Annotated in this window: 14 protein-coding genes; 5 read left to right on the plus strand and 9 right to left on the minus strand. The window is 73.2% G+C overall.

Annotated elements, in window-relative coordinates:
- Positions 1-11: 11 nt before the first annotated feature.
- The 4 genes from ABEA81_RS10785 to ABEA81_RS10800 all read left to right on the plus strand — a co-directional run bounded on the left by ABEA81_RS10785 (position 12) and on the right by ABEA81_RS10800 (position 3948).
- Complete coding sequence (locus tag ABEA81_RS10785) at positions 12-713, plus strand: alpha/beta fold hydrolase (RefSeq protein ID WP_345604802.1); 702 nt, start codon at positions 12-14, stop codon at positions 711-713.
- A gap of 49 nt (positions 714-762) precedes the next feature.
- Entirely contained in the window at positions 763-1251 is a 489-nt protein-coding gene (locus ABEA81_RS10790) for a MarR family winged helix-turn-helix transcriptional regulator (protein WP_345604803.1), read from the plus strand.
- A gap of 51 nt (positions 1252-1302) precedes the next feature.
- Positions 1303-2709 carry an MFS transporter gene (locus ABEA81_RS10795; protein ID WP_345604804.1) on the plus strand — a complete coding sequence of 469 codons (1407 nt, stop codon included), beginning with the start codon at positions 1303-1305 and terminating at the stop codon, positions 2707-2709.
- Between the two features lie 69 nt (positions 2710-2778).
- The gene (locus ABEA81_RS10800) at positions 2779-3948 is read left to right on the plus strand and encodes a CaiB/BaiF CoA transferase family protein (RefSeq protein WP_345604806.1); all 1170 of its coding nucleotides are present in this window, start codon (positions 2779-2781) and stop codon (positions 3946-3948) included.
- 72 nt (positions 3949-4020) lie between these two features.
- Here ABEA81_RS10800 and ABEA81_RS10805 read toward each other — a convergent pair whose 3' ends face one another.
- The 6 genes from ABEA81_RS10805 to ABEA81_RS10830 all read right to left on the minus strand — a co-directional run bounded on the left by ABEA81_RS10805 (position 4021) and on the right by ABEA81_RS10830 (position 10777).
- Positions 4021-5433, minus strand: a complete 1413-nt coding sequence (locus tag ABEA81_RS10805) for a S1C family serine protease (protein WP_345604807.1) — start codon at positions 5431-5433, stop codon at positions 4021-4023.
- A 76-nt stretch (positions 5434-5509) separates the two neighbouring features.
- The gene (locus ABEA81_RS10810) at positions 5510-6898 is read right to left on the minus strand and encodes a glycoside hydrolase family 3 N-terminal domain-containing protein (RefSeq protein ID WP_345604808.1); all 1389 of its coding nucleotides are present in this window, start codon (positions 6896-6898) and stop codon (positions 5510-5512) included.
- A complete protein-coding gene (locus ABEA81_RS10815) occupies positions 6895-7704 on the minus strand; it encodes a carbohydrate ABC transporter permease (RefSeq protein ID WP_345604809.1) in 810 nt (269 codons plus the stop codon). Before ABEA81_RS10815 ends, ABEA81_RS10810 begins: the two co-directional genes overlap by 4 nt.
- Entirely contained in the window at positions 7701-8660 is a 960-nt protein-coding gene (locus tag ABEA81_RS10820) for a carbohydrate ABC transporter permease (RefSeq protein WP_345604810.1), read from the minus strand. The genes ABEA81_RS10815 and ABEA81_RS10820 overlap by 4 nt, the downstream gene beginning before the upstream one ends.
- Positions 8657-9901 carry a sugar ABC transporter substrate-binding protein gene (locus ABEA81_RS10825; protein ID WP_345604811.1) on the minus strand — a complete coding sequence of 415 codons (1245 nt, stop codon included), beginning with the start codon at positions 9899-9901 and terminating at the stop codon, positions 8657-8659. The genes ABEA81_RS10820 and ABEA81_RS10825 overlap by 4 nt, the downstream gene beginning before the upstream one ends.
- A gap of 156 nt (positions 9902-10057) precedes the next feature.
- Positions 10058-10777, minus strand: a complete 720-nt coding sequence (locus tag ABEA81_RS10830) for a GntR family transcriptional regulator (protein WP_345604812.1) — start codon at positions 10775-10777, stop codon at positions 10058-10060.
- Positions 10778-10922: 145 nt separating this feature from the next.
- Between ABEA81_RS10830 and ABEA81_RS10835 the strand changes: the two genes are divergently transcribed.
- Positions 10923-12146: a TMEM165/GDT1 family protein gene (locus tag ABEA81_RS10835; protein ID WP_345604813.1), complete on the plus strand. Its 1224-nt coding sequence runs from the start codon at positions 10923-10925 to the stop codon at positions 12144-12146.
- Between the two features lie 48 nt (positions 12147-12194).
- On the opposite strand, the gene ABEA81_RS10840 is transcribed toward ABEA81_RS10835, so the two are convergent.
- The 3 genes from ABEA81_RS10840 to ABEA81_RS10850 all read right to left on the minus strand — a co-directional run bounded on the left by ABEA81_RS10840 (position 12195) and on the right by ABEA81_RS10850 (position 14071).
- Entirely contained in the window at positions 12195-12656 is a 462-nt protein-coding gene (locus ABEA81_RS10840; protein ID WP_345604814.1) for a hypothetical protein, read from the minus strand.
- Positions 12653-13540 (minus strand): ParA family protein, encoded by an 888-nt coding sequence (locus ABEA81_RS10845; protein ID WP_345604815.1) that lies wholly within the window; start codon positions 13538-13540, stop codon positions 12653-12655. Before ABEA81_RS10845 ends, ABEA81_RS10840 begins: the two co-directional genes overlap by 4 nt.
- Before the next feature lie 366 nt (positions 13541-13906).
- Positions 13907-14071, minus strand: coding sequence for a hypothetical protein (locus ABEA81_RS10850; protein ID WP_345604816.1), 165 nt, complete (start codon positions 14069-14071; stop codon positions 13907-13909).
- Between the last annotated feature and the right edge of the window lie 169 nt (positions 14072-14240).

The following is a 14240-nucleotide window of genomic DNA, read 5'->3' on the forward strand; positions in this document are numbered from 1 at the left end:
GGATCGCCCGCATGAGTGATCCTTTCGTGCTCGTCCACGGCGCGTGGCACGGCGGGTGGTGCTGGCGGCGGGTGGCGCGGCTGCTGCGCGGTGCGGGGCACGAGGTGTTCACGCCGACGCTCACGGGTTTCGGCGAGCGCGCCCATCTGATCGGCGCGGACGTCGGCCCGGACACGCTCGTCCAGGACGTCGTCGGTGTGCTCGACAACGAGGAGCTGACCGGCGTCGTGCTCGTCGGGCACAGCTTCGGGGCGCTCGTCGCGCTGGCCGTCGCCGAGGAGGCCGCGGACCGGGTGCGCCGGGTCGTGCTGCTCGACGGCCTGGTGGTCGAGGCCGGGGCCCCCGGGTTCGACGGGCTGCCCCCGGAGTCGGCGGCCGCGCGCAAGGACGCGGCGCAGGCCTCCGGCGACATCGTCTTCCCGCCGCCCGGCGCGGCGGCGTTCGGCCTGACCGATCCCGAGGACATCGCCTGGGTCGACCGCAGGCTCACCCCGCACCCGCTGCGCACCTACGCCGAGCCGTTCCCGCTGCACGCTCCGCTCGGTGGCGGCCGGCCGGTCACGTACATCGCGTGCACCGCGCCCGCCTACCCGGCGATCCACTCCGCGCACGCGATCGTCCGGCGCGAGGGCTGGGAGTTCCGGGAGCTCGCTGCCGGGCACGACGCGATGGTCAGTGCGCCGGAGGCGACCGCCCAGGTGCTGATGGGCTGACCGTTCCGTACGGGATGGTTCCGTTCGGGATCGTCTGTACTCTGCCCGTATGGACACGCGCAGCGACGACGAGATCCGCGCCGACCTCTCCTACCTGTTCGACAAGGCGAGCCAGGCGCTCTCCGCGCGGATGGGCACCGTGCTCGGCGAGCTGGGCATGACCGTGCGCGACTACTGCGTGCTCTCCAAGGCCGGTGCGCACGAGCTGACGCAGGGCGAGCTCGCGGAGCTGGCGCTGCTGGACAAGACCACGATGGTCGTCACCTGCGACAACCTCGAGAAGGTCGGGCTGGCGCAGCGCACGCCGTCGCCCACGGACCGGCGCGCGCGGATCGTCCGCACCACCGAGGCGGGCGACGAGGCCGTCGCCAAGGCCCGCGCTGTGATCGACGACCTGTACGCCGAGGTGCTCGGCGTGCTGCCGGCCGCGCAGCGCGCCGCGCTCCTGGACGCCTTGATGACGCTGGTCACCCACGGCGGCCCGCTGTCGGCCGTCGAGCCCAGCCCGCACGCGCCGCGCCGGAAGCGGGGAGCGTGACCGTCCCGATCAGGATTGTCTGTTAAAAAACTATCTGCTACGGTCCATCTCATGACGAGGTCGACCGCTCCGACGGAGCGCTCCGCACCATCCCGCTGGCTCGCGCTCGCCGTGCTGTGCGGCGCGATGCTCATGATCATTCTCGACGGCACGATCACCAGCGTCGCGCTGCCGGTGCTGCAGGCCGAGCTGGGCTTCACGACCGCGGGGCTGGCCTGGACCGTCAACGCCTACCTCGTGCCGCTGGGTGGCCTGCTGCTGCTCGCCGGGCGGCTCGGCGACCTCTACGGCAGGCGGCGGATGCTGCTGGGCGGCCTCACGCTGTTCGTGCTGGCCTCGCTGCTGTGCGGGCTGGCGATCGACGCCGGAACGCTGATCGCGGCCCGGTTCGTGCAGGGTGTCGGGGCCGCGATGGCCTCGGCCGTGGTGCTCGGCATGGTCGTGGCGCTCTTCCCGGAGGCGGGGGAGCGGGCGCGGGCGATGGGCGTCTACGCGTTCGTCGGCGCGGCCGGGGCGTCCATCGGCACCCTGCTCGGCGGAGTGCTCACCGAGACCGTCGGGTGGCGGTGGATCTTCCTGGTCAACGTGCCGATCGGGGTGGCCGCGGTGCTGCTCGCGCTGCGCTACGTGGCCGCCGACCGCCCGGCCGATCGTTCGGCGCGCCCGGACGTCGTCGGCGGGCTGCTGGTCACGGGCGGACTCGTGCTCACGGTGTTCACGATCGTCGACACCTCGGCGCTCGCCGTGCGGCTCGGGTTGGGCACCGCCGCCGTGGCCCTGCTCGCCGGTTTCGTCGTGCGGCAGCGGCGGGCCGCGGAGCCCCTCGTCCGGCTGCGGATCTTCCGGTCGCGCGCGGTGTCCGGCGGCAACGCGGCGCAGCTGCTCATGGTGGCGGGCATGCTCGGCTTCCAGTTCGTGGCCGCGCTGTACCTGCAGCGCGCACTCGGGTACGCGCCTGCGCAGACCGGCTTCGCGCTGCTGCCGATCACGCTCACGATCGCGGCGGTGTCGCTCACCGCGTCGGGCCGGCTGATCGCGCGCTCCGGCGCCCGGGCGGTGCTGCTCGCCGGCGAGATCCTGCTCGTGGCCGGCCTGCTGCTGCTCACCCGCCCGCCGGTGGGCAGCTACGTGGTGGACGTGCTGCCGTCGATGCTCGTGCTCGGCATCGGGGCCGGCCTCGCCCTCCCCGCGGTCACCACGGTGATGATGTCCGACGCCACGCCCGAGGACGCCGGGCTCGCGTCCGGCCTGGCCAACACCAGCCAGCAGGTCGGTGGCGCGCTGGGCACGGCGGTGCTCGCCGCCCTCGCCGCGGCCCGCACCGACGCCGCGACGGCCGCGGGTGCCTCGCCGCTCGACGCGCTGACCACCGGCTACCAGCTGGCCTTCGGGGCGAGCGCGGTGGCCGTGGCGGCGGCCGGGGCGGTGACGCTGGCGGTGCTGCGCAGGGAGCGGTGAGCCCCGCCGAACGAACGGCACTCTCGTCCAGCTCCATCGGACGGGGGTGCCGTTCGTACGATGCCGAGCGTGAGCAATGCCAACGACCTCGTCGACGGGACCCCGGTCACCGGCCCCCTCGCGGGAGTGCTCGTCGCCGACTTCTCCCGCATCCTCGCCGGGCCCTACGCCACGATGCTGCTCGCCGACCTCGGCGCCACCGTGATCAAGGTCGAGGGCCCCGGCACCGGGGACGACACCCGCACCTGGGTGCCGCCCACCAGCGAGGACGGGACGGCCACCTACTACCTGTCCATCAACCGGAACAAGCGGTCGATCGTGCTCGACCTCGCCGACCCGGCCGACCTCGACGTCGCGCAGCGGCTCGCCGCCCGCGCCGACGTCATGATCGAGAACTTCAAGCCGGGTGGCCTCGCGCGGTTCGGGCTCGACCACGACACCGTCTCGGCGGCCAACCCGCGGGTCGTCTACTGCTCGATCAGCGGGTTCGGCACGGCGGGCGGGGCCTCGCTGCCCGGCTACGACCTGCTCGTGCAGGCGACGTCGGGGCTGATGAGCCTCACCGGCGACGCCGACGGCCCGCCCTACCGCGCGGGCGTCGCGGTCTTCGACGTGATCACCGGGCTGCACGCGGCGCTCGCGATCCTCGCCGCCCTGCACCACCGCGAGCGCACCGGCGCGGGGCAGAAGCTGGAGACGAACCTCCTGTCGGCGGCCCTGTCCGGCCTGGTCAACCAGACATCGGCGGTGCTCGCAGGCGGGGTGGTGCCCGGCAGGCTGGGCAACGCCCACCTCTCCCTGTTCCCGTACGAGCCGCTGCCCACCGGCGACGGCGAGCTGATCGTCATCGCCGGCAACGACGGTCAGTTCCGCAAGCTCGCCACCGCGATCGGCGCCCCCGAGCTGCTCGACGACCCGCGCTTCGCCTCGATGGGCTCGCGCAACGCCCACCGTGACGAGCTGCGGCCGCTGCTGCTGGCGCGGCTGGCCACGAAGACCGCGCAGGAGTGGTTCGACATCCTCGCGCCCGCGGGCGTGCCGTGCGGGCCGATCAACACGATCGACGAGGGCCTGGCGCTCGCCGACCGCCTCGGCCTGGAGCCGGTGGTCGAGCCGGGCGGCGTGCCCAGCGTCCGCAACCCGGTGACGTACTCCGTGACGCCCCCGTCCTACCGCAAGCCGCCCCCGGGGTTGGGGGCGGACGGCGACGAGATCCGGGCGTGGCTCCTGCGGGAATGACAGCAATGTCAGCAAAGCCACTTTCATGCCACGAGGTGACATGAAAGTGGCTTTGCTGACATCGGCGGGCTGTCAGTTGCCTCCGCCGAACGGGTTGCCGCCGCCTCCGAACGGGTTCTGGCCGCCGAACGGGCTGCTGCCGCTGCCGCCGCCCTCGCTCGGGCTCGTGGTCGCGGCCTTGTCGGGCTGGCTGCCCAGCGTGACGTTGACCGTGCGCTCGGCGCCGCCGTTGGTGACGGTCAGCGCGACCTGGTCGCCGGGGGAGTGCGCCCCGACCCGGGCCATGAGGTCGGCGAAGTCGGCCACCTGGTCGTCGCCGACCTTCGTGACGACGTCGCCCGCCTGCAGCCCGGCCGCCTCGGCGGGTGAGCCCGGCTGGACGGCCGCGATCTGAGCGCCCTCCGCGCTGTTGGCGGCGATGCTGCCCTGCACCCCGAGGACCGGCTTGGTGGGCGTGCCGGAGTTCATGATCTCCTCGGCGACGCGCCTGGCCTGGTCGATCGGGATCGCGAAGCCGAGCCCGATGCTGCCGGCGTTCTGGCCCGCGGTCTCGATGGCCGAGTTGATGCCGACGACCTGGCCGTCGAGGTTCACCAGCGGCCCACCGGAGTTGCCCTGGTTGATCGGGGCGTCGGTCTGCAGGCCGTTGTAGACGACGGCCTGGCCGTCCTCGCCCTGCACGGTGACGGTGCGGTCGAGCGCGCTCACGATGCCGGTGGTGACGGTGCCGGTGAGGCCGCGCGGCGACCCGATGGCCACGACCGGCTGGCCCACCTGCAGCGAGTTGCTGTCGCCGAGCGTCGACGGGGTGAGCCCGGAGGCGCCCTGCAGGCGGATCACGGCGATGTCGTAGCTCGGTGAGGTGCCGACGACGGTGGCCGGGTGCGCGCTGCCGTCGGAGAGGGTGACCGAGATGTCCCGGGCGCCCGCGACGACGTGGTTGTTGGTGAGGATGTCGCCGTTCGCGGTGAGGATGACACCGCTGCCCTCGGCCTCGCCCTGCGCCACCCTGGCGCGGATGTCGACGGTGCTGGGCAGCACCGTCTGGGCGGCCGCGGTGACGGACCCGGGTGCGGCGTTCACCGCGTTCGGGCCCTGCGGCGCCGACGAGAGCGTGGTGCCGCCGGGGCGGTCGCCGAGTAGCGCGTACGCGCCCCCGAACCCGGCACCACCGCCGACGAGGCCCGCGACCACCGCGGCGACCACGACGGTCGCCATGCCCCGCTGCTTGCGCGGCTGGGGCGGCAGCGTGGCCGTCGGAGGGCCCTGGAAGTGGTTCGGCGGGGGCGGGAAGAACCCGTCGGCAGGCGGCTGCGGCGGGCCGTACCCGGCAAAGCCCTGCTGACCGGCTTCGGCCTGGTCGGCACGTTGCGCGTGCGCCGGTCCCGGGGCGCCCGCGTACGACGGAACGGGGTACTGCTCGGTACGGGAGTCACCGGTCGAGGCGCTCGCGTCCCGGCCATGCTCCCTCTGCTCGTCGCTCATGGCATCGACGATGCGCCTGGATTCTGAGGCTGTCCTGAGGACCACCTGGGAATACCAGCCGAAACCCCTGATCGGGCTATTGGTGCAGAAGCTCCGCGGCAACGGCGGCGTGGGCGGGCCCGTCGCCCCACACCGTGACCGAGGGTGCCGGCGGGCGCCACCGCCCGGGGAGCCCGACGTGCACGGCCACCGCGTCCGGGCGAGCGGCCCGTACGTCGTCGAACGCGGTGGAGGGACCGTCCACCACCACCACGAGCGGCCTGCCGGCGGGCGCGGCAGGGCCCGCCGTCACCGCCGGGTCCCGCCGGCGCAGCGCCTCCGCGACGCGCGGCTCGCCGGCCCGGCCGTCGGCGATGTTCCGCCCGCCCCGCAGGTCCACGACGTGCGCGCCCGGCCCGACGCGCACGTCCCCGGCCACCTCCGCCACGCGGCGGACGACCTGGGTGCCGTCCACGTCGCCTCGTCCGGCCGGTGCCGCGCGTACCCCGTCGGCGAGCTGCGCGACCCGCCGCCCGGCCTCGGCGACCCGCTCGCGCGGCAGGGTGCCGTCGGCGAGCGCGGCGAGCAACGCGTCGCGGACCTCGCGGTAGCCGGTCTCGTCGTCGTAGCCGTTCTGCGGGTTGCCGATGCAGACCAGGTCGACCCCGGCGGCCACCGCCGCCACGGCGCCCGGGCCCATCCCGACCGTGGCGGCGATCGCGGCCATGTCGACGGCATCGCTGATCACGACGGCGTCGAAGCCCAGCTCGCGGCGCAGCAGCCGCAGGAGCGGCGGGCTCATCGTGGCCGGCCGGTCGTCGAGCGCGGGGAAGCGCACGTGCGCGGTGAGCACGCACCGGACCCCGGCCGCGACCGCGGCGGCGAAGGGCGGCAGGTCCCGGGCCCGCAGCGTGGCGGCGTCGGCACCGATCACCGGCAGGGCCAGGTGCGAGTCGACGGTGGTGCACCCGTGGCCCGGGAAGTGCTTGGCCGTGGCGGCGGTGCCCGCACCCTGCACCCCGCGGACGAACGCCACCGTGTGCCGCGCCACGAGTTCCGGGGTGGCGCCGAAGGACCGGACCCCGATCACCGGGTTGTCCGGCTCGGCGTTGACGTCCGCGACGGGCGCCAGCGCGAGGTCGATCCCGAGGCTCCGGCACCGCCCGCCGATTCCGGCCGCCACCGCCTCGGTGACGGCCACGTCGTCGAGCCGCCCGAGCGCCGCGGCGCTGGGCCATCCGGAGTTGGGCCACGGGCCGTCCAGCCGCGTCACCGAGCCGCCCTCCTCGTCGGACGCGACGAGGAAGCCCGCGCGGCGTCCGTGCAGGTCCGCGGTCAGCTCCCGCAGGCCGGGGCCGACGTTCCCGGCGAAGAGGCAGCCGCCCGCGAGCCCGGCGTCGGCGGCGCGGGCCAGCCAGCCGGGCACCGTCGTGCCGGTGAAGCCCGGCAGCAGCACCCCGTTGACCAGGGCCTCGTCGCGTGTCACCCCTTGACCGCACCCGCCACGAGCCCGTCGGTGAGCCGCTTCTGCGCGAGCACGAAGAACACCATCACGGGGATCGTGATCAGCGTCGACGCGGCCATCACCGCGCCCCAGTCGGTGGCGTGCTGGCCGAAGAAGCGGCGCAGCCCGACGGCCACCGTGTAGTTCTGGTCGTCGGACATGAACGTGAGCGCGAAGATGAACTCGTTCCAGGCCACGATGAACGAGAACACGCTCGTGGCCACCAGGCCCGGCGCCACCAGCGGCAGCAGCACCGACCGGAACATCCGGCCCCACGACGCGCCGTCGAGGTAGGCGGCCTCCTCGAGCTCGACGGGCACCGCGGCGACGAACCCGCGCAGCGTCCAGATCGCGAACGGCAGCGAGAACGCCAGGTAGACGACGGCGAGCCCGACGAGCGTGTCGAGCATCTGCAGGGTGCGAGCCTGGATGAACAGCGGGATGACCAGCGCCTCCACCGGCACCATCTGGATGATCAGCACCATGACCAGCACGGACGTCCTGAACCGGAAGCGGAACCGGGAGACGGCCACCGCGGCCAGCAGCGCGAGCAGGGCGCCTGCGAGCACGGTGCCGAGGGCGACGAGCAGCGAGTTGCTCAGGTACCGCCCGAACCCACCCTCGCCGACCACGTAGGCGAAGTTCTTCAGCGTCCAGTCGGCCGGCCACAGCGTGCGCGACCCGGCGTTCGCCTCGCCGTTCAACGCGGTGACGACCATGAGGTAGACCGGGAACAGCGTGAAGCCGAGCACGCCCGCGACGCCGAGCCCCTTGCCGGCCGCCCTCACAGCTCCTCCTCCCGGAACAGCAGCCGCAGGTAGGCCACCGTGACCACCAGCAGCAGCGCGGTGAGCAGCACCGCGATCGCGGCGCCGAGCCCGTACCGGTTCTGCGCGAACGACTCCACGTACGACCAGGTGCCGAGCGTGAGCACGCCCCGGTTGACGCCGTCGCCGCCGGGCATCAGGTAGATCTGGGTGAACACCTTGAAGTCCCAGATCGTCGACAGAACGGTGACCACCGCGAACACCGGCCGCAGCATCGGGAACGTCAACGACCGGAACCGGCGCCACGGGCCCGCCCCGTCCACGATCGACGCCTCCGTGAGCTCCCGCGGGATCGTCAGCAGGCCGGCGAGCACGGTGAGCGCGACGAACGGGAAGCCGTGGTGCACGACGTTGAGCGCGGCCACCGCGTAGAAGGAGAGCCGGCCGGCGAACGGGTCGGCGGTGGCGGCGTCGACGAGGCCGAGCGCATCGAGCGCCTGCACCGCGACGCCGTCACCCGGGGCGAACGCGAAGACCCACACGTACGTGCCCGTGACGGCCGGCATGGCCCACGCCACCATGATCGCGGTGGTGACCACGCCGCGGACGACGGGGGTGAGCCGGGCGAGCAGCAGCGCCACGATCGTGCCGAACACCACCGTGAGCGCCACCGCCACCACCGCGAAGACCACGGTGTTGGGCAGCACCGTGGTCCACAGGTCCGCGCTGCCGAGCAGTTCCGCGTAGTTGCCCAGGCCCACCCAGTGGGTGCGGCCGGACACGAGCTCGCGGAGCCCGAAGTCCTGCAGCGAGAGCACCAGCACCCGGAAGAGCGGGTAGAGCAGCAACCCGCCCATCACCAGCAGGGCGGGCGCCAGCAGCAGCCACGGCCGTGCCGTCCGCGACCCGCGGCGCCGCGCGGGGTGCGTGGACGGCGCCACGCCCGGCTCGACGTCGGTGCGCTCGGCGAGCGTCATGCGCCGCTGGCGAAGATCTCGTTCATCTCCGCCGCCGCGGTGGAGGTGGCCTGCTCCACGGTGGCCTCGCCGGTGAGGATGGAGTGCATCATCGCCGCGATCGTCTTCTTGCCCTGGATCTGGCCGAACGCCGGGGTGACCGGCACGCTGCGCCCGGAGTCGACCATCTGCCGGGCGAAGGGCGCCACCAGCGGGTCGGGGGACTGCGCGGCCTCGTTCAGCAGCGCGGTGGTGCCCGGGAAGTAGCTGGACTCCTGCGCCCACTTGGCGGCGAACTCGCCCGTGCCCATCATCTGGACGAGCTGCCAGGCGAGGTCCTGGTCCTCACTGGTGTTGAAGATCGACAGCAGCGACCCGCCGAGCACGGACGGGGCGAGCCCTCCGGTGGGGCCCGGGATCGGGCACGCGCCGATCTTGCCCTGCAGGTCCGGTGCCGCCTCGAGGATCGCCTTGGGGGTCCAGCTGCCGGCGAAGATCATCGCGGACTGGCCCTTGGTGAAGGAGTCGCGCACGTCGGTCTCGCGCCACGTGGCCGCCGCGGGCGTGGAGAACCCGTGCTCCAGCGCCAGGTCGGCGTAGAACCGGATGCCCGCGCGGGCCTGCGGGGAGTCGATGCCGCTGGTCCAGGTGTCGCCGTTCTGCGTGGCGAGCTGGCCGCCGGCGCCCCACACGAAGGGGTAGACGACGAACTCGTTGTCGCCCGCGATGGGCAGCGGCAGCAGGTCCGGCCGGGCCTCCTTGATGCGCTGCCCGACGGCCACGAGCTCGTCCCACGTGGTGGGCGGCTGCAGCCCCAGCTCGGTGAACACGTCGGTGCGGTAGACGATCGAGCGCACGCCTGCGTACCAGGGCATGCCGTAGAGGGAGCCGCCGAGCGTGCCCGCCTCCACCAGGCCGTCGACCAGGCCGTCGGACAGGCCCGCCTCCTGCACGCGCGGGGTGAGGTCGACCAGCGCGCCCGCGTCGCCGAACTCGCCGACCCACGTCGTGCCGATCTCCGCGACGTCCGGCGTGGTGCCGCCCGCGATCGCCGTGACGAACTTGTCGTGCGCGGAGGCCCACTGCACGAACTGCACGTCCAGCATGGCACCGGTGCGCTGCCGGAACGCGGTGGAGAGCTCCGAGAAGAACGGCTGGGCGTCCGGGTTGGTGCCCTCCATGATCCAGACCGTCAGCGTGCGGTCCGCGCCCGCGCCGGCGTCATCGCCCTGGCCGCAGCCGGCGAGGCCCAGTGCTGCCACTGCGGCGACGGCGACGGCGCTGCGCCGGACACCACCGCGTCGCGCTGTTCGGGATCCGGGCATCGACCACATGGGGTTCCCTTCGCGACGAGACCAGAGGTCTAGTTCCGGGAACTGTAGTGTCGGTCACCCCGGTGACGTCAAGCGACAACCCGGTTACGACGGGAAGATGTCGGCCATGATCCGGTAGCGGTCGCCCCGGTAGATCGACCGGACGAACTCGGCCACCCGTCCGCCGTCCACCCGGCAGGTGCGCTCGAAGCAGAACGCGGGCGCGCCCGGCTCGACCCCGAGCACCGCGGCGTCCTCGGCGCTGGTGAGCGCGGCCTCCGCGGTCTGGGTGCCCGACGCGATCCGGTGCCCGTAGCGCTCGGCGAGCAGCTCGTAGTAGGAGCGGTCCTCCAGCTCGGCGCCGGTGAGCCCGGGCACGAGGTCGGCCGGGACGTGCAGGTCCTCCACCGCCATCGGCTCGTCGTCGGCCAGCCGTAGGCGCCGCACGTGCAGGACGGGCGTGCCCGTCGGCACCTCGAGGAGCGCGGCCAGCATGACGCCGGCCGGGGCCCGCCCGGACCGCAGGGTGCGGCTGCCCGGCCGCAGCCCGCGGGAGCGCATGTCGGCGGAGAACGAGTTGGCGGCGAGCCGATGGGCCACCTTCGCAGGCGCCACGAAGGTGCCGGCGCCCTGCCTGCGCACGAGCACGGCCTCGGCGACGAGACCGTCGACGGCGCGGCGCAGCGTCATCCGGGCGACGCCGAGCTCGCGCGCCAGGTCGCGCTCGGCGGGGAGCGGCTCCCCGGGCGACATCGCGGCGATGAGCTCGGCGAGCCGTGCGCGCAGGCGCCGCTGCTTGTCGGTGTCCGTCGACGGCGCGCTCATAGCCCATTGGTACACCAGCGGTCCATCGGACGCGAACCTCGACCGGCGCCGACCGGTTAGCGCCCACGACCTCGGTCGTTAGCTCACCCTAACCGGATTTTGCAGTCCAGCCGCTGCGCCGGGGGCTCGTAGCGTCGGTCGCGACATGGACGGATTCCTGCTTGCCTTCGCCGTGAGCTTCGGCGTGGTGTTCGCCGCGGAGCTCGGCGACAAGTCCCAGCTGATGGCCCTCGCGTTCGCCACCCGCTACCGGGCGCTGCCGGTGCTCGTCGGCATCACCGTCGCCACCACCGCGGTGCACCTGCTCTCGGTGGCGGTCGGGCACAGCCTCGGCTCGGCGCTCCCCACCGGCTGGATCGCGCTCGTGGCCGCCGTCGCCTTCGTCGGGTTCGGCGCGTGGACCCTGCGCGGCGACCGGCTCACCCCGGCCGAGCGGGCCAAGGCCGAGCGGGCCACCGGCTCCGCCGTCCTGACCTCGGCGGTCGCGTTCTTCCTCGCCGAGCTCGGTGACAAGACGATGCTCGCCACGATCACCCTCGCCACCCAGTACGGCTGGTTCGGGGTGTGGCTCGGGTCCACGCTCGGGATGGTGGCCGCCGACGCGCTGGCGATCGTCGTCGGGCGGAGGCTGGGGCGGCTGCTGCCCGAGCGCGCCGTTCAGATCGGCGCCGCCGCGCTGTTCTTCCTGTTCGGCGGGTCGCTCGCGGTGGAGGCCGCGGGAGCGATCACCGGCCGCCCCGCGTGGGCGGTGCTCGCGGACGTGCTGGACCACCACGCCGCCGGCTGGCTCGCCCTCGCGATCGGCGTGCTCGTGGCGGTGCTGGGTGCCATCGGCGGGCGGCGCCTGCTGCACGCCTCGCCCGCCCGCCGGGAGATGGGACGTGCGGCCCGGGTGCCCGGCTCGCCCGCGTGGTGGGCGCGCCTCCTCCACGTCGTCGCCACCGGGCTCGGTCTCGTGGCGCCGCTGCTCGTCGCCGCCGACGTCATCGACCCGATCGCGGTGTTCGACGACCCCGGCGTGGTCGTGATCGGCGCCGGCCTCGCCCTGCTCGGGGTGGCTCTGGTGCTCGCCTCGCAGTTCGAGCTGCGGCGCGCGGGGCCAGCTGACCCGGTGCTCGCCAGCAGCGGACTCCGCTCACGGATGCGCAACCCGGGCCTCACCGGCATCGTGCTGGCCACCGCCGGCACGCTGGTGATGGTGCCGACGTTGGTCGGGGTGCTGGCGGCCGTGCTGCTGGTCGTCTCCGTGCGGATCCAGGTGCGTGCGGTGCGGGAACCGGTGCTGGCGCAGCTGCACGGCGAGGAGTACGTCGCCTACGCGGCGCGGACGGGCCGCTACCTACCCAGGCTGACGCTGACGCGGTCGTGAGTGGATACGAGTGCCCGAGCACTCGTATCCACTCACGCGGTGTTCAGCTCAGGGCCTGGACCAGGCACCCTCGGACATCGCTGCGGAGCGGACCCGGAAGCCCGCCGTGCCCTCCACGATGTCGCGGCGGAGCTGCGACTTCGTGCGGCCCGTGCTGTTCACCGTCGGGCCGAGGGCTCGGGCGATCTCCTTCAGCACCGGCACGGTGAACTCGACGCGGCTCTGCAGGTAGTCGGCCACCTCGCCGGGCTTGGTGAAGCGGTTGATGTCGGCCACCGCGGCGTCGATGTCGACGCCCGACGGCCGGGGTGCCACCTCGCGACGGCGCACCGAGCGCGCCTGCGACGCCTGGTAGACGAGCTTGCCTTCGCCGGAGGCGATGTCCTCGAGCTGCTCGCGGCTGAGGGACTCGAGCAGCGCGACGGCCTTCTGCAGCGCGATCGCGAGCGGCGGGGAGGGGAGCGGGGAGCTGGGGAGCGACTCGATGTCGATCCGCCCGGGTACGTTCACGCCGCGATCCTCTCCAGCCGGCCGGACAGCTCGGACACCATGTCGCGCAGCTCGCGGGTGGCTGCCCGCCCCGTCCCGCCGAGGATCACCGGGACGCCGTGCTCGGGTGCCGGGCCGTACACGGCCTTGCTGTCGCGGATCGTGGTGGCGAAGGTGGGCACCTCGCGGGCCTCGATCCGGCTGATCACGCTGCGCTGCGCCTCGATCGGGCTGCCGTTCTGGTTCTGGACCATCGTGAACACGACCGACGCCGCGGGCCGCTCGACAGGCGCGGAGGAGTGCTCGTTGTACTCCTCGACGAACGAGCGGATCTTCAGCCCGAGCGAGTCGATCCCGTTGGTGGACAGGTAGTCCGGCTTCGTCGGGATCAGGAGCAGGTCGCTGGCGGCGACGGCGTTCTTGGCGATGAGCCCGAAGTTCGGGGCGCAGTCGATGAGAACCGTGTCGTATTCGGCGAAATCCTCGTGGGCGAGCATCTCGCGCAGGCTCCCGTGCAGCTCGCCGAAGCGGCCCGGATGCGCGAGCAGGTCGGCGGCGAGGTTGGTCTCCACGTCCGTCAGGTCGCGGTGGGCCGCGATCAGGTCGAGCCGACCACTGCCGCGCGCCAGCTTGTCCTGGACGCGGGGCGGCGTCGAGACGAGCTTCGCCGGGCTCTCGGCGTTGTCGCTCCCGATCCGATCGAACCACTGCTTGATCGTTTTCTCCGGCAGCAGCTCGGCTGCCCACTCGCTCTGGGTGAAGAACGAGATCGTGAGACTGGCCTGCCCATCCAGGTCGATGAGCAGGACCTTCTGACCTCGGGCCGCGAACCCGGCGCCGAGGTTGGCCGTGAGGGTGGTCTTGCCCACCCCTCCCTTGTGGTTGATGACGGCGACGACCTTCACCCGTTCTCCTCCCGCAGCACGCCGCGCGAACGATGCCATACGCCCGGAGGAGGGCTGCATTTAGGCCAGTCGGCTATTGCCGACTGCTCCATGCGGCGGCATCGGCGCACCGGCCGAGGGGGCAGACTTTAGGGCCGAGCGCACGGCACCGGGAACCGGGGGGCCGTCACGAAGTGGATCACTCAGGTGCCCTACCTGCAGTGATTCGCGCGGGGGCCCGCGGAGCGTCGCTCCGGGCCGGATCGCCCCGAACGTGCCGCGGCAAGGATCACTCGATCGGGTGAGTCGGCGGGTGTGGAGCGGCGGATCGTCATCACGCAGCGTCGACATCATCCAGGTCGGCGTCACCCGATCGGCCGCAGACCGTCAGCGGTCGTAGCCGTCGTCGTCCGGGACCGCGGCCCGCTGCTCGGCGACGTCGGCCGGATCGGCCTCCGAGGGCACGTCCCCCCGGTCCTCCACCGGCTCGTCGCCGTCATCGGTGCTCTGCAGCTGCTCGACCACGTCGGCGTCCGGGTTCTCGATGCCCATGCTGTCCCTCCGTCGTCTGGATGTGCCCGCCGAGTGTGCCCCGGCCGGCGATCGTTCACACCACCCGAGCGACTGGGCTGCGGCGGCGCGAGCGGTCGTCGCACATGAACGTCGGCGCTCGCACACCAACTGCAGTTCGTGTGTGAGCGCCGAAGTTGGTGTGCGACCG

Origin of the sequence: Pseudonocardia adelaidensis (genome assembly GCF_039543345.1) — a bacterium.
In the GTDB taxonomy this organism is placed as follows: Bacteria; Actinomycetota; Actinomycetes; order Mycobacteriales; family Pseudonocardiaceae; genus Pseudonocardia; species Pseudonocardia adelaidensis.

Excerpts from the sequence above, each read along its gene's own strand:
- ABEA81_RS10785 (WP_345604802.1), top strand. The coding sequence starts at position 12 with ATGAGTGATCCTTTCGTGCTCGTCCACGGCGCGTGGCACGGCGGGTGG.
- ABEA81_RS10790 (WP_345604803.1), top strand. The coding sequence starts at position 763 with ATGGACACGCGCAGCGACGACGAGATCCGCGCCGACCTCTCCTACCTG.
- ABEA81_RS10795 (WP_345604804.1), top strand. The coding sequence starts at position 1,303 with ATGACGAGGTCGACCGCTCCGACGGAGCGCTCCGCACCATCCCGCTGG.
- ABEA81_RS10805 (WP_345604807.1), bottom strand. The coding sequence starts at position 5,433 with ATGAGCGACGAGCAGAGGGAGCATGGCCGGGACGCGAGCGCCTCGACC.
- ABEA81_RS10820 (WP_345604810.1), bottom strand. The coding sequence starts at position 8,660 with ATGACGCTCGCCGAGCGCACCGACGTCGAGCCGGGCGTGGCGCCGTCC.
- ABEA81_RS10830 (WP_345604812.1), bottom strand. The coding sequence starts at position 10,777 with ATGAGCGCGCCGTCGACGGACACCGACAAGCAGCGGCGCCTGCGCGCA.
- ABEA81_RS10835 (WP_345604813.1), top strand. The coding sequence starts at position 10,923 with ATGGACGGATTCCTGCTTGCCTTCGCCGTGAGCTTCGGCGTGGTGTTC.
- ABEA81_RS10850 (WP_345604816.1), bottom strand. The coding sequence starts at position 14,071 with ATGGGCATCGAGAACCCGGACGCCGACGTGGTCGAGCAGCTGCAGAGC.